Annotated in this window: 20 protein-coding genes; 13 read left to right on the top strand and 7 right to left on the bottom strand. The window is 48.4% G+C overall.

The window, feature by feature from the left end; all coding sequences use genetic code 11:
- The first annotated feature begins 63 nt into the window (after nt 1-63).
- Entirely contained in the window at nt 64-1,074 is a 1,011-nt protein-coding gene (locus ACFPK9_RS01165) for a DUF3800 domain-containing protein (protein ID WP_377092675.1), read from the top strand.
- Between the two features lie 63 nt (nt 1,075-1,137).
- On the opposite strand, the gene ACFPK9_RS01160 is transcribed toward ACFPK9_RS01165, so the two are convergent.
- Nucleotides 1,138-1,476 carry a hypothetical protein gene (locus ACFPK9_RS01160; protein WP_377092674.1) on the bottom strand — a complete coding sequence of 113 codons (339 nt, stop codon included), beginning with the start codon at nt 1,474-1,476 and terminating at the stop codon, nt 1,138-1,140.
- A gap of 143 nt (nt 1,477-1,619) precedes the next feature.
- Here ACFPK9_RS01160 and ACFPK9_RS01155 point away from each other — a divergent pair, with 143 nt between their 5' ends.
- Nucleotides 1,620-2,258, top strand: a complete 639-nt coding sequence (locus ACFPK9_RS01155) for a C39 family peptidase (RefSeq protein ID WP_377092673.1) — start codon at nt 1,620-1,622, stop codon at nt 2,256-2,258.
- 143 nt (nt 2,259-2,401) lie between these two features.
- On the top strand, nt 2,402-2,629 hold the full coding sequence (locus ACFPK9_RS01150; protein ID WP_377092672.1) for a hypothetical protein: 228 nt from the start codon (nt 2,402-2,404) through the stop codon (nt 2,627-2,629).
- Between the two features lie 89 nt (nt 2,630-2,718).
- Here the strand turns inward: ACFPK9_RS01150 and ACFPK9_RS01145 are convergent, their stop codons facing one another.
- The 6 genes from ACFPK9_RS01145 to ACFPK9_RS01120 all read right to left on the bottom strand — a co-directional run bounded on the left by ACFPK9_RS01145 (nt 2,719) and on the right by ACFPK9_RS01120 (nt 6,230).
- Nucleotides 2,719-3,825: a hypothetical protein gene (locus tag ACFPK9_RS01145; RefSeq protein WP_377092671.1), complete on the bottom strand. Its 1,107-nt coding sequence runs from the start codon at nt 3,823-3,825 to the stop codon at nt 2,719-2,721.
- Between the two features lie 192 nt (nt 3,826-4,017).
- Complete coding sequence (locus tag ACFPK9_RS01140) at nt 4,018-4,191, bottom strand: hypothetical protein (protein ID WP_377092670.1); 174 nt, start codon at nt 4,189-4,191, stop codon at nt 4,018-4,020.
- A 102-nt stretch (nt 4,192-4,293) separates the two neighbouring features.
- Nucleotides 4,294-4,701 carry a hypothetical protein gene (locus ACFPK9_RS01135; protein WP_377092669.1) on the bottom strand — a complete coding sequence of 136 codons (408 nt, stop codon included), beginning with the start codon at nt 4,699-4,701 and terminating at the stop codon, nt 4,294-4,296.
- Nucleotides 4,676-4,933, bottom strand: coding sequence for a hypothetical protein (locus ACFPK9_RS01130; protein ID WP_377092668.1), 258 nt, complete (start codon nt 4,931-4,933; stop codon nt 4,676-4,678). The genes ACFPK9_RS01135 and ACFPK9_RS01130 overlap by 26 nt, the downstream gene beginning before the upstream one ends.
- A 30-nt stretch (nt 4,934-4,963) precedes the next feature.
- On the bottom strand, nt 4,964-5,527 hold the full coding sequence (locus tag ACFPK9_RS01125) for a hypothetical protein (protein ID WP_377092667.1): 564 nt from the start codon (nt 5,525-5,527) through the stop codon (nt 4,964-4,966).
- Nucleotides 5,528-5,540: 13 nt separating this feature from the next.
- Nucleotides 5,541-6,230: a helix-turn-helix domain-containing protein gene (locus tag ACFPK9_RS01120; RefSeq protein WP_377092666.1), complete on the bottom strand. Its 690-nt coding sequence runs from the start codon at nt 6,228-6,230 to the stop codon at nt 5,541-5,543.
- A 106-nt stretch (nt 6,231-6,336) separates the two neighbouring features.
- On the opposite strand from ACFPK9_RS01120, the gene ACFPK9_RS01115 reads away from it, so the two are divergent.
- From ACFPK9_RS01115 to ACFPK9_RS01070, 10 genes are read left to right on the top strand one after another with little or no spacing between them, the layout of a single operon-like run.
- Nucleotides 6,337-6,546 carry a hypothetical protein gene (locus ACFPK9_RS01115; protein ID WP_377092665.1) on the top strand — a complete coding sequence of 70 codons (210 nt, stop codon included), beginning with the start codon at nt 6,337-6,339 and terminating at the stop codon, nt 6,544-6,546.
- Nucleotides 6,543-6,770 carry a Clp protease/crotonase-like domain-containing protein gene (locus tag ACFPK9_RS01110; RefSeq protein ID WP_377092664.1) on the top strand — a complete coding sequence of 76 codons (228 nt, stop codon included), beginning with the start codon at nt 6,543-6,545 and terminating at the stop codon, nt 6,768-6,770. The genes ACFPK9_RS01115 and ACFPK9_RS01110 overlap by 4 nt, the downstream gene beginning before the upstream one ends.
- A 54-nt stretch (nt 6,771-6,824) precedes the next feature.
- Nucleotides 6,825-7,040 (top strand): sigma-70 RNA polymerase sigma factor region 4 domain-containing protein, encoded by a 216-nt coding sequence (locus ACFPK9_RS01105; protein ID WP_377092663.1) that lies wholly within the window; start codon nt 6,825-6,827, stop codon nt 7,038-7,040.
- 22 nt (nt 7,041-7,062) lie between these two features.
- Nucleotides 7,063-7,257 (top strand): hypothetical protein, encoded by a 195-nt coding sequence (locus tag ACFPK9_RS01100; RefSeq protein WP_377092662.1) that lies wholly within the window; start codon nt 7,063-7,065, stop codon nt 7,255-7,257.
- Nucleotides 7,258-7,265: 8 nt separating this feature from the next.
- On the top strand, nt 7,266-7,517 hold the full coding sequence (locus tag ACFPK9_RS01095) for a hypothetical protein (RefSeq protein ID WP_377092661.1): 252 nt from the start codon (nt 7,266-7,268) through the stop codon (nt 7,515-7,517).
- A 28-nt stretch (nt 7,518-7,545) separates the two neighbouring features.
- Nucleotides 7,546-8,304 (top strand): hypothetical protein, encoded by a 759-nt coding sequence (locus ACFPK9_RS01090; protein ID WP_377092660.1) that lies wholly within the window; start codon nt 7,546-7,548, stop codon nt 8,302-8,304.
- Nucleotides 8,304-8,549 (top strand): hypothetical protein, encoded by a 246-nt coding sequence (locus ACFPK9_RS01085; protein ID WP_377092659.1) that lies wholly within the window; start codon nt 8,304-8,306, stop codon nt 8,547-8,549. Before ACFPK9_RS01090 ends, ACFPK9_RS01085 begins: the two co-directional genes overlap by 1 nt.
- An 11-nt stretch (nt 8,550-8,560) precedes the next feature.
- Entirely contained in the window at nt 8,561-10,600 is a 2,040-nt protein-coding gene (locus tag ACFPK9_RS01080; protein ID WP_377092658.1) for a hypothetical protein, read from the top strand.
- Nucleotides 10,601-10,615: 15 nt separating this feature from the next.
- Entirely contained in the window at nt 10,616-11,680 is a 1,065-nt protein-coding gene (locus ACFPK9_RS01075; protein ID WP_377092657.1) for an AAA family ATPase, read from the top strand.
- A 22-nt stretch (nt 11,681-11,702) separates the two neighbouring features.
- Entirely contained in the window at nt 11,703-12,008 is a 306-nt protein-coding gene (locus ACFPK9_RS01070) for a hypothetical protein (protein ID WP_377092656.1), read from the top strand.
- Nucleotide 12,009 lies beyond the last annotated feature (1 nt).

The following is a 12,009-nucleotide window of genomic DNA, read 5'->3' as shown; positions in this document are numbered from 1 at the left end:
GGTGAAAATCTCTAGATTAGTCTGTTATTCAAATGTCGCACAACAACTGCGCCCCCACAAATTATGAAAATGATAGCATTCCTTGATGAGTCTTTTGACTCATTTTTTGACCTAAAGAAAAACGACGGATACTTTTGCATGGGTATCTTTATACTCCCAGAATCGAAGCTCCGTGAGTTTTCCAAAGTATTCAAGGAATACAAAGAGAAACTCGAAAACCTACTTCAGCGACCAGCGCACCAGAGGCGAAAAGAGCTTAAATCCTCCGCACTTCGGAATTTAACCATTCAGCAGCGCAATGAAGCAGCTAAAAACTTACTAGACTGGGCAATAACCAATGACGCATATGTAGGAGGATTTTATACGTCAACCAAGGGATTCTGTAACTTTACTCTACGTGACAGTAAAGCTACTGATCAGCAAATTTCAGAGGAACTATATACGGATGAAAATATCAAAGCCGCACGCCTAGACATTCTAGCTCAAAGAAAAAGTGCTGTTGCTGAGAGCTACATGATCGGCCAAATCGCACAGACGGTAGCTGGGATTCTCTTAGGTTTTTGTGGTAATAGTGGTCACACTTTTTCAATTCGCTACGACCCTCGGAATGAACAAGAAGATCATATAGTGTTTGGGGAAATCGTAAAACGCACTATGCAGGTAGAAAAGGTTATGCATCAACGTAAAGTCTACCTTGGCTATAGTAACACACTTACGTCAAGTCAGTGTGAAGGCCTTCAGATGGTCGACTTTGTCACAAAGGACCTAAAATCAATGTTCAAAGAACACCCGCGGTTATTGACTGACTTTAACAGTCGTCAACTCATCACACCTGAGATCAACACCACTAGACATACAGTCACGACAGAGGTCGCTGGGAGAAAGCATAAGTGGGGAGACCTTGAGCACATGGATAGCTCTCTCGTGACTTCCTTGTTTGCCCCCAACTCTCCATTTTCTCTTCTAAATTATCATGAAATAATTATGAGCAAATTTGTTTCATGTTATTCAGATCACGGTACTGCGCGTATTATTGACCTCAACGACTTCGTCTTTCAAGACATGGTCGATTAATTAACTCTTTTCACCGTACAAGCTCTGAAAACTGAACACGTCCAACTAAGCACTTCTAGTACTCTAAAACAGCGAACAATTTTCCATCCGCTCTGCAGGAGCCATGCACTCCTCTTGCATCCGCTGCCGGTGCATCAGCACACTCTCAATATCCACCACAAGCTTACAATTACTCGCCCGGCCATCCCGACGCTGCACCCCTGGCATCTTCTTCCACGCGCGGATATAACCACGTCGAATCAAGCGATAAATATCATCTCGCGTCACTGCATCCAGCCCACCTAACACCCGCCGTGCCTCATCCACACCGCCCTCCAGCAACGGCTTCTTAGCCACCACCTGCGCCCGACCATTCCCAGTCGGTACAACCTCAGTCTCCCAAAGCATCAATTGGCGGCTCATACCACCACTATAACCAACCCCACAAAAATATGCGGCAGTTTTTTCTTAAACTATAAGTCGTTCACCTCCTCCCCTATTTAGGGGGGGAGACTAAAAATGTGAGATCCACTATGATACTAATAGTAAAAAACCCCTTACCCCTCATGAAATATATCTATTTAGCCATTTTTATGGCGATACTAAGTACAGGAAACACTCAAGCTCAGTACTACCATTACCCTAAGTCTCCTCCTATTCAATCTGTTGGAATTCCTAGCCATCAAATGCAATGGATTGCTTCCTCTCAAAGAAATACCCAATGGTGTTGGGCTACATCTATTCAAATGATTTTGAATTATTATGGTGTCGCCATCAATCAGGAACAAATAGTTCAGCGCACTTACGGTGTGCACCCTAACGGTCAACTACCCAATTGGGGTGGGAGTTTCGAAAATATGACCGCAAACCTCAATAATTGGAATGTAGACAATATGGGTAAGCGTTACGCTGTCAGTGCAGTGTTTGGTCATGGGATACCTAATCACAATATCATATTAAAAGAATTAGCACATGGTCGGCCTATATTATTAGCTTACAGGCACCAAGGTGGTGGTCATGCAGTCGTACTCACAGCCGCTACATACATGCAAACCCCGCAGGGTAATCAAGTTCGCTCTCTCATCGTCCGAGACCCTTGGCCGAACATCACTAATAGAATGAACCGTGGTCGTGTAGAGTATAACGCAGCGCAATTCATTCAAAGTGTCCAACATTATTGGTTTGTGAGAGTGAACCCTCTATAGCCAATTCACTCAAATGATAATCGGCAGCTTTCCAGCGCACTATAACAAAACCTGCGGTAGTTTCTACTGAAACTGATAATCCCACATATGCACAAAATCAGCAGAGTTGACGTAACATCCTATTTACTCATTATTAATCACCTATGAAATACATAAACCTTCAAGGCGAGCTCATCAATCTCGCTAATGCCTGTCGTATAAAAAAAGAAGATAAAGAAATCGTAGTTTATTGGCCTTCTATAGCATCATCTGAAAGAGCGGTCAAAAATCTACACAGGATTTTTCGTTATCCAAGCGAAGAAGATTGCAATACCGATTGGGAACGCATTACGCAAACTACTGGTTCAAACGGATCTGCAGGAACCTTCTAATAAGCAGTCCTCCATAAGAAACAATAAAGGGCAGCCATAAGCTGCCCTTCTCTATTTCATCACTTCGATATTTAAATTTTTAAATGTCTTCACTCATTTACCTCTTCTTGCTCTAGCTCCGTATGCTCTATATCCGCTTTTCTTTGTGCCTGAAGTAACGCCTCAGCTGGAGTACGGGCATTATCTCTAGGCTTACCAACACCAACAACTTCAGCATTCCGGATTCTTCGTGAGTTCACCTCCGCAGTCACTTGCAGATCTATATCTACCACAGCTTTTCCTTCAGCTCTCGCTTGTGCGTAAGCCTCGCCTAAAAGTTTATCGTCCTTAATATCTAATTTAAGCTTAGCCGTAAATCGCACATCATGACCATACTTCAACTCGACTTTCCATTGGTCGGGTTGACCTTCTGGAGTTTTGTAATCTTCAATCACATAGTGGGCATCAATGTGGTAATCTTCCATTTTACTCACATCCTGCTTGACAAAGCGACCAGCTAGTTGGCGCTTGGTGTACTCTTCCCCATCGGGAAGTTCGATAGTGTCACCTTTATCCATCGCTTGTTGCACACCCCGCATAGGGGCTTCTAAAGGTCTCTCGTTATTCTCTAAAACGGTTCCAATAGCTTCCACCAGATCAGCATTTCCTTTCTTCTCAATCTGCGCAAGTTCGAGACGTTCATTTGCCTGAACCTTCGCGAGCCCTATCTTTTCTTTATAAGCTGAGACCTTGTTTATGCCACAAATCACCACATACCCTCCTATAATCACTAATAGCTGTTCATATGTCATACCTTTACATGCATTTACTAACTCGGTTACAGGAGCAGCCCAATCGGCGCTTCCGTCTTTCACTCGAATTTTTACCAGCTGTTTCTTTTCTAGCCAATCTTTATCAACACCTGAGTCAATGAGGACGTCCTTCAGCTTCTTCTCAGCCAGACGCACAAAATTTGCAGTAGTGGTGGTAACATAACCATCCCATTGATCGCCCTTAATGTGGATCTTATATTCAAGGTTCTCGATATCAGCCAAAAGAGCATCTATATCTGCCAGTTTTTCACCTTTTAAGTGGCCTTCCATTGCTCTCTCCAAAATAACCTGAAGGCTGTCTGACGAGTTTGTTCCATCATTCTGTTCTGTATCACTCATAAAAACTTCACACCTTCGGGGTTGCGGGAAGGATTCATAAATCATTCACAGCTTACACATTCAGCACAACTGAAAAATGGATTAAGCCCGTCAGCTTAAACCCAAAGAGGAGCGGCCATACAGCCGCCCCTCATGTGTGTTTTGTATTTTGTTGGTGTCCTTGCGGACATCTAACATCTAACTAAATTCCCCCTCTATCAGTCAACCCCCTGTTGAGGGGGGGGAATCATCCTCCTCTCACTCCTCCACCAAGTCGCGGCCGCCAGCCTGAATAAACAAATGGTGCTCAGCATCCACCTTGGAAATCCCAGTTTTTTGCAGCAACTTCAGCGCCTCGTCATGCGTGATACGACCAGCTCTGAAATCACCCAAAATCTCTAACCTCTTTTGCTGACGCTTCGTCAACTTCATAACTTCAACTATCAGCGTTACTGCCCCGGCCAATACCACTCCATCAACCAGCGCACATACTCAGTCGTATTCTTCCATTTATCTGGCGGTGGTGGAATTTCTTTACTCATTGTCCTGTTGAGGGGTGAAATCATTCGGCCATAGCCACACTTTCATATCTAACTTAGCGTGTTTGATAGCAGACTCTAACCTTACAGCATGCATGTAATCCTTCTCCGAGTCTTCAAGAATAAGGACTATTCCAGCCTTCTTGTTAGTCTGCATCGAGTACCATAAAGCCTGGCCTATCGCTTCTTTCCACTTATCAGCAAACTCCACCTCGATGGCATGTGTGTCCGTTAGAATGTCCACACGACCATTCACAACGGAAACCTCCGTCTTGCCGCCTAGCTCCGCTGCCGCCTTCGCTTGATACCAAGCTTCATACTGCTGCCGTTTCCCAGCCCCCACTAAAGAACTGAGCCCCAGCAGAACAAGAACAACCCTAACCACCACACTTCTTGCAGGCACGTCCTTCGTTCTTAGTGCATGCTCTACCTTTTGAATTTCTATAGTATCTGCAACTTTTGTTATGCCTAATTCCACTTGAGTTAGTGATCCAGTGAGTCTTCTCTTCAGCATAAATCACATGTTCACGCGGTTCAATATGTGCCGCCGTTACATTCTCAGTACCAACAATAGCCCCTACTGCAGTCACACATGCAGCAAGGAATAATGGTAATGTGTTTTTCATTTTTTTCATAAATTTATCTTTTCGGGGAAGTCTCCCCCTCTATTGATTCGCGGCTTTAAGCAGCTCTATCATCGGAGGCTCTATCTCCTCAAACCCCTCTAACACCTCATCGAAGCGAGCTTCTGCATACTGTAAGGTCTTCACATATTCAGAGTCAGCATGCTCATAGTTTACTCTATAAGCTCGTTCTAAATGATTAGCAGAGAGCAGCGACATAATGTTTTCGTCATGCATCTCCAGCACCTCGTCTATCAATACTTTTGCTGTGTTATACCTACGTGGATCATCCATAACTAGACCATAAGCCTGTATGGCTGACCCTAAACTATGCATGATCAGTAAGCGAGTTCGAGCCAATCTAAGACGCGACTCAAAAGCTTTCCTAGCTAGCACAGAAGACTCTTCTTCACCAAAAATAGATTCAAGATCAAGGGTTTCTACCTGCTGCAAGGCGATCTCCATTTTCTTCCAACGTTCTGTCATGGGAGTTACTAGCTCAGCCATATCTTTAACGACTTTTGCATGCGTCTCAGTCACTTCATCGGCCGAACACAAGAGGTTCATGACAGCACTCACACACAACAATAATACTTTAATTTTCATTTTTTCTAGGGGGTTAAGCTTTCCATAAAAGTGTCCGTCTCTCGAACACAGGGTATATCCATTCAAAATCTTCCTTCGCATGCTCCGTAATCTGGTAACGAACATTCAGCGGTATTAATCGTACTGTATCTAATTCGATCTCTACCCGTCGAAATGACACACCACCATCGGCAAACTTGCACACAGCAAAGCAGCCTGAGTGCGGTGCCTCACTTGGCATAACTACCAAAATGTCATCATCATAGAACCTCGGTTCCATCGAGTCTCCCTCGATCCGTACCGCATACGCATTGTTGTCGCGGCAGTGCGTCGAAATCTCCTCCCGCCAGCTCTCCGGCAGTTCTTCATAGTTAAACGGATTCCCAGCATGCGCCCAACCAACGATCGGAATCACCTTGCAGCTCGTAGACGTTCTGTAAAACCCGCCCTCATCACTTATCATAGGCGCTGACTGATTAGACAAATTCGCAGCACTGTTAAGCAGCTTAACATCACCACTTGTCGTTTGTCTAACTCCAGCCTCTGCCTCTAACTCCGCTAGTTTCCTCAAAAACTCAGTAGGAGGTTCGTTCTGTCCCGTTTCGTACAGGTAAAGCATAGGCCTAGAGCAGCCTAAACGCTTAGCTAGCTCCTCTTTGTTTCGTATTTGTAGCCTCCCTTTGACAGAAAAGATGCGTTCTTTAAGTGGCTGCTTACTATTCATTTGTCTAAATTTTGTCTAAATTTTGTCTAATTGTTTAACATTTTTGCTTGCAGAGTTAGACGTTTTGTTTAATTTCTACTTAACAAAGTTTTATTCAGTTAATCAGATGTCTCACGCTGCACAAGAAAAAACCGCCCCTAATCCCGTTACTGAACTCAATCCTAAAGAGGTTCGTATTCAGCTCGCCGTACGCGGCTGGACTCAGTCCGATCTCGCAAAACGCGTCAAAGCCTCACTCACAGCAACCAACCTATCCATCAACCACAACACATACCCAGCAATTACCCTCCGTATCCGAGAAGCCTTAGAACTATGAACTCCGATAACTCCTTAGCTTTAGAAGCAGCACAGTTAGTAGCCATCACCGCACTAGAAGCAGCTGAAACTATGCCAGTAGCTAAACGCATCATGATCCAACAAGGCATCATGAACCTTTTCCCTGAAGGATCTAAAATATGGGAACAAGCAAAACAGACCTCAGAAGCTCTCCTCAGCTACCAACAATCACAGCTCAAACTCAACCAACTCCTAGAAAACTAGCCCACTCCCCCCAGCGCTTCATCGCGTTGGTCTGAAAACTGCCCACTTTCTAAAATGTCCGACCCACACCCACTTGAGCATCTCCCCACCAGCCGGCGAATCGACGCCGTCATGGCCATCCTCTCCTCCATGGAGACGCAGAAGCCAGGTGGCTGGACTGTCGCCGAACTCGCAGACCTCTGTGGCTGCTCCACCTCAGCCATACACGAGCGCCAGCAGTGCGCCCTAGCCAAACTCAAACACAGACTCCCCCAAGACATCACCCCCTAACAACCACTTCAACTAAACACAAATGAACACCCCAGCCATCCAAACCACCGACTCCGACCACACATTCGACTCCCGCCGACTCTCCTCAGACGTCAGCCGAGCCTGCGACAACTTCCTCAAAAGCCGTGGCCTCCCAACCGGCCAAGAAGCCCGCCGACAAGCCATCGTCTCCAGCTTCCGCAAACGCAAACAAACCCCACAAAAAACTGCCAACTGAAAACTACCATGCACCTCAAAATCTACATCGAACTCGTCATCCTCCTCGCCGCCTACTTCATCGGAGAGCACTTCCTAGCAAAAACCTTCAGCACCCTCCCAGCCGAACACCTAAACGCCCACCTCATCCTCCACATCGCCTGGGTGCTCTTCCTCTCACTCGGCTGGTGCGCCCACTCCATCTACCTCATCCGAAAAGATGCAGAACAACGCCGCGCCCAACAACATCGCAACAACTGGAAAAGAGACAACCGAATCTAGCAGATCGTTCAACACGCACATTAAAACAATGCCAAAAACCATCACACTACCAAACCCCAGCGAACTCGCTCTCAATATCGAGTCTGAACTCCACAAGCTCCCCACCGAAGCCGCCCACAACCACTTCCACAACCTCGCTACCAAAGGAGAGAAAATTCAAGAGCAAGCAAAGGTTGTGAGTCTAGTCGCAACCATACTCTGCGGACTTGAACTCGACCACATCCAGAAAGAGCTAAAACAAAAAGGTGAACCACAATCACGTAATGGTTCACCAAAAATCAACTGGAAGCAATGGGTCTCTGAAAACTGTGAATACTCTCACAAGACCGTTACCAAATACATCAAAGTCATCAAATGCGCTCGTGAAGGGCTCATTGACGGAATAAACCCTGAACTCATTCCAAATGAACAGCCCTCAAAGATGAACAAGCAGGACTTGCAAGACACCTGCTCCAACCTCGCAAACGCACTGCAAGGATTCGGAAGCCTTCGCCAACTCTATTTAGAGCTCGAAGTCATCAAGACCCCACAGCGAGTCACCATCCACGAAAACCGCAACACCAAAGGCTCCACTGCAAAGAGCGACAACCAACAAGCCTCAGAGCCCACAGCGCCAGACATAGACCTAGAACGCCAAGACGCCAAAGCCGCCATCATCCCCACACTCAAACCACTCGATGACTTCCTTAAACTCAACAAACACACCTACCTCGAACGCACCGAACTAGAGCAGCTCGATCAGGCACTTCAAGCCTACCGAGACATCCTTAAACCATTCCTAAAATAATGCACTCTATCTCCACGCTCACTCCTCTGGAACGTAAGTACCGCATGGCGAGAAGCAAACGCGTCTCCACCAGAACTCGTACACTCTATCGCGATGGTGACTTCCACACATTCCATGTCGCCTACCTAGCAGGCATCCCCATCAACAACAGCCAAGGCAATATCTACCACACCACTAAAGAACAAGCCCTCGAAACCGCACGCCGCGTCCGCAGACAACTCCGCGAAGAATTAAATATCAACTAACCACACAACCCATGTTTCTAACGACTCCAGAACCAAACAGCCCAGACTTTGCCCAGCTCACTATGGAGCAGCGTGACGGCGTACGCGCATGGCTCAGAGCGTTTGAATCCCACCCCATCACTAAGCCGATCACCCAATGGTTTGCCACTGTCGCCCGCTCCGTTGGCGTCACCCCCTCTACAGTCAAAACCAAATACTACGCCATTAAGAAAACAAACGACTGGCGCTGTCTCATCGACTCCAGAAAAAGTGCTCACACCCCTACCACATGCCGCACTAAGAACCCAGAATTCCAGCAGTTCTGGAAACTCCTCTGCGAGCGTAACCAGCGCTCCACCAAGGCCGCTTACCGCCACCTCATCCGCATGTGGCGTAACAAAGAAGAAATACCTGGCTATACAGACCTACCAGACTGGCCATCCCTCCCACAGGGCTGGAGCTATCGTAATCTCAACCGCATCTCACCCAATAAACTCGAACTCACCGCCATGCGTCACGGCATCAAAGCCGCTGCCAAATACATGCCCATGGTCTACTCCACCCGCGTAGGACTCTGGCCCGGTGCATTCTACCAGTTCGATGACGTATGGCATGACAACTACGTCCGCTGCGGCTCAGAACTCACCCGCGTCATCGAACTCGGAGCCCTCGACGTCCTCTCAGGATGCCGCTTCGCCTACGCCGCCAAACCTCGCCTCCGTAAAGACGGCGGAAAAGGCAAACAAAACATCACCGAAGCTGAAGCCCGCCTCTTCGTAGCCGGTGTCCTCTGGGACCACGGCATCAACCACCAGCTCGGCACCACACTCGTCCTCGAGAACGGAACCATGACCGTCTCAGGAGAAGTCGCCAGAATCATCGAAGACTATGGCACCCGCCCAGATGGTTCCCCCCTCATACAGCTCTCCTTCTCAGGCATCTCTGGCAAGCAGCAAGCCGTCCTCGGCCACTACGCTGGACGTGGCGGCGGCAACCCCAGACATAAAGCCTCACTCGAATCACTACACAACCTCATCCACAACGAACTCGGAATGCTCATCGGCCAGACCGGACACGACCGCAATGAACCAGAAATGACCCACGGCATCACCCGTGAGCAAGAACAACTCCTCAAGGTCATAAAAAACCTCCCAGCCGAACGCGCAGCACTCCTCAAGCACCCCGTCATCGACTTTCACTCACAGTTCCTCCCCCTCCTCAATGACCTCTACGCAGACGCTATCAACGGTCGCACAGACCACAACCTAGAAGGCTGGCACAAATGCGGATTCGTCCAGACCGAGTACACCCTCATGCCCGGCTCCGAACAATGGCTGCAGCTCGAACAAATCCCAGACGAAACCTTCGGACTCATATCCTCAGCAGCGCGCCAAGAACCAGAAAAGTGGACACGCACCCGCAAGCTCTCACCTGCCGAAGTCTGGGAATCTGGACTCGACCAGATCCAACCGGTCAAACCCTACCTCATCTGCGATATCCTCGGCAAAGACCTCGCAAAAAAACGGAAGATCACCAGCTCATACATCACATTCACAGACTCCGCTGTCGATGCCGAGCCACTCAACTACTCCACCCGCATTCGCACCACAGAAGGCAACTTCCAAGAACTCGAACACGGGAAAGAATACCAGGTCTACGCCAACCCATTCGCACCAGACCAGCTCTTCATCTGCGACATGAACTTCCGCTGCCTCGGTATTGCACCACGCCAGCAACGCGTCTGCAGCGCAGATACAACCGCCCTGCAAGCATCCTTCGGTAAAGCCGCCGAACGTAAAGCACAACTACTCACATCACTCCGCAATCGCCACGCACCCGATGCTCAGGAAATCCAAGAGCGCCGCGAACATAATCGCCGAGTGGCTAATGGAGAGCTAGTCACTGCACACGAACGTCGCTCCGAAGGTGGCAGAATAGGGTCTAACACCCGCCGAGCAAACGCCCTCGATGAACACGAAGTCCACGAAACCTTCAGCGCCATTTCCGAGCGCACTGAGACACCTGCGCCAATGGCATCAGACGATGACATCTCACTCTCCGACCTAACTTAAATTTCCCAAAAAGCCATGAGCAAAGATAAAGACAACAACGACAAGAAAGAAAACAAACTGGAAGCATCCAATCAATACCTCCAGTTCTCCTACGAAATGATCGTCAAGGCCACCCGCGACCTCAGCGACACCGAGAAAAAAGAAATCCGCTGGCTCTTCCAGCTTGCCAAGCAGTCCCAATGGACGCTCAAGCAAACTGCAGAGCGCATCAGCTACTCGCCCACCGTTCTCCACAAGGTTTTCAAAGGGACTTACGAAGCCAAGCTCGACTCAATCATCAAGGCTATAACCCAGTTCCGCTCGCTCTACGAAAAACGCCAATCCATCGAGCGACCAGACTTCATCGAAACCTCGCTCACCAAGCGCATCTTTGAAGCGTGCGACTTCGCCATTGCTTCTCAGTCCGTCGTATTCCTTTGGGGCGAAAACCAGATCGGCAAAACCGAAGCACTCGAAGAATACCAGCGCCGCAACAACCACGGCCAGACCATCTATGTCCGCATCCCTGCCGCCTCTGGAATCCTCATGGTTGTCCAAGAAATTGCCAAAGCCATGGGAATCTCCCCCAACTCCTGCTACACCAAGATCCGCGAGCGCATTCTCCGCGCACTTGATGACTCCAATACTCTCATTATCGATGAACTTCATCTGGTCTTTTCCACCTACCAAAAAGGCGCAGCAGTAAAGGCGCTAGAGTTCATCCGCGAACTCTATGATCGCTCCAAGTGTGGCCTCATTCTTTGCGGCACAAACGTACTCCGAGACGAGTTCATGAGCGGTGAACACAAGAAGATGCTCGCACAGCTCCTCAACCGAGGAACCGCCCACATCCAGCTCGAAGATAAACCTCTCCCAGCCGATCTCGAAAAGTTCTTCGAGTTCTACGACCTCGGACTCCCCACAGGCAAGGCTGCATCAGCCGTCAAAGACATCGTCCACTACCACGGTCTCGGCAAGTTCGTTAAAACTCTTCAGGCGGCATCCCGCCTCGCCCACAAACAGGAAAAAGCCCTCACTTGGGACCACTTTCTAACCACCCAAAACGCCCTCACCCGCCTCGGCAGAAAGAAGGACAAATAATCCACTCAAAAACACCACAACCATGAACGCAGCCAAAGCAAGACAAACCACCCAAAAATCCCGCACCTTCGAAAAGCTCAAACAGCCCCTCGAAGAACTATTCCAGATCATTCAAGACGCCGCCGAACATGGTAGCTCCCACACCTCCATCCCACGCAGCGACGCCTTCCTAAACCTCTCAAACGAACTCATCCACGACCTCCTTAAACACCTCAAAACACTCGGCTACCACACCCGCTACGAACGACTACCAGACCCCAACACCACACCCACCGGCGAACTCGACCACACTCTAAACATCCACACCATCATCATCTCCTGGCACTAAT

It is taken from the genome of Rubritalea spongiae, assembly GCF_042652385.1.
In the GTDB taxonomy this organism is placed as follows: Bacteria; Verrucomicrobiota; Verrucomicrobiia; order Verrucomicrobiales; family Akkermansiaceae; genus Rubritalea; species Rubritalea spongiae.
This window is presented reverse-complemented; position numbering and strand designations above follow the sequence as displayed.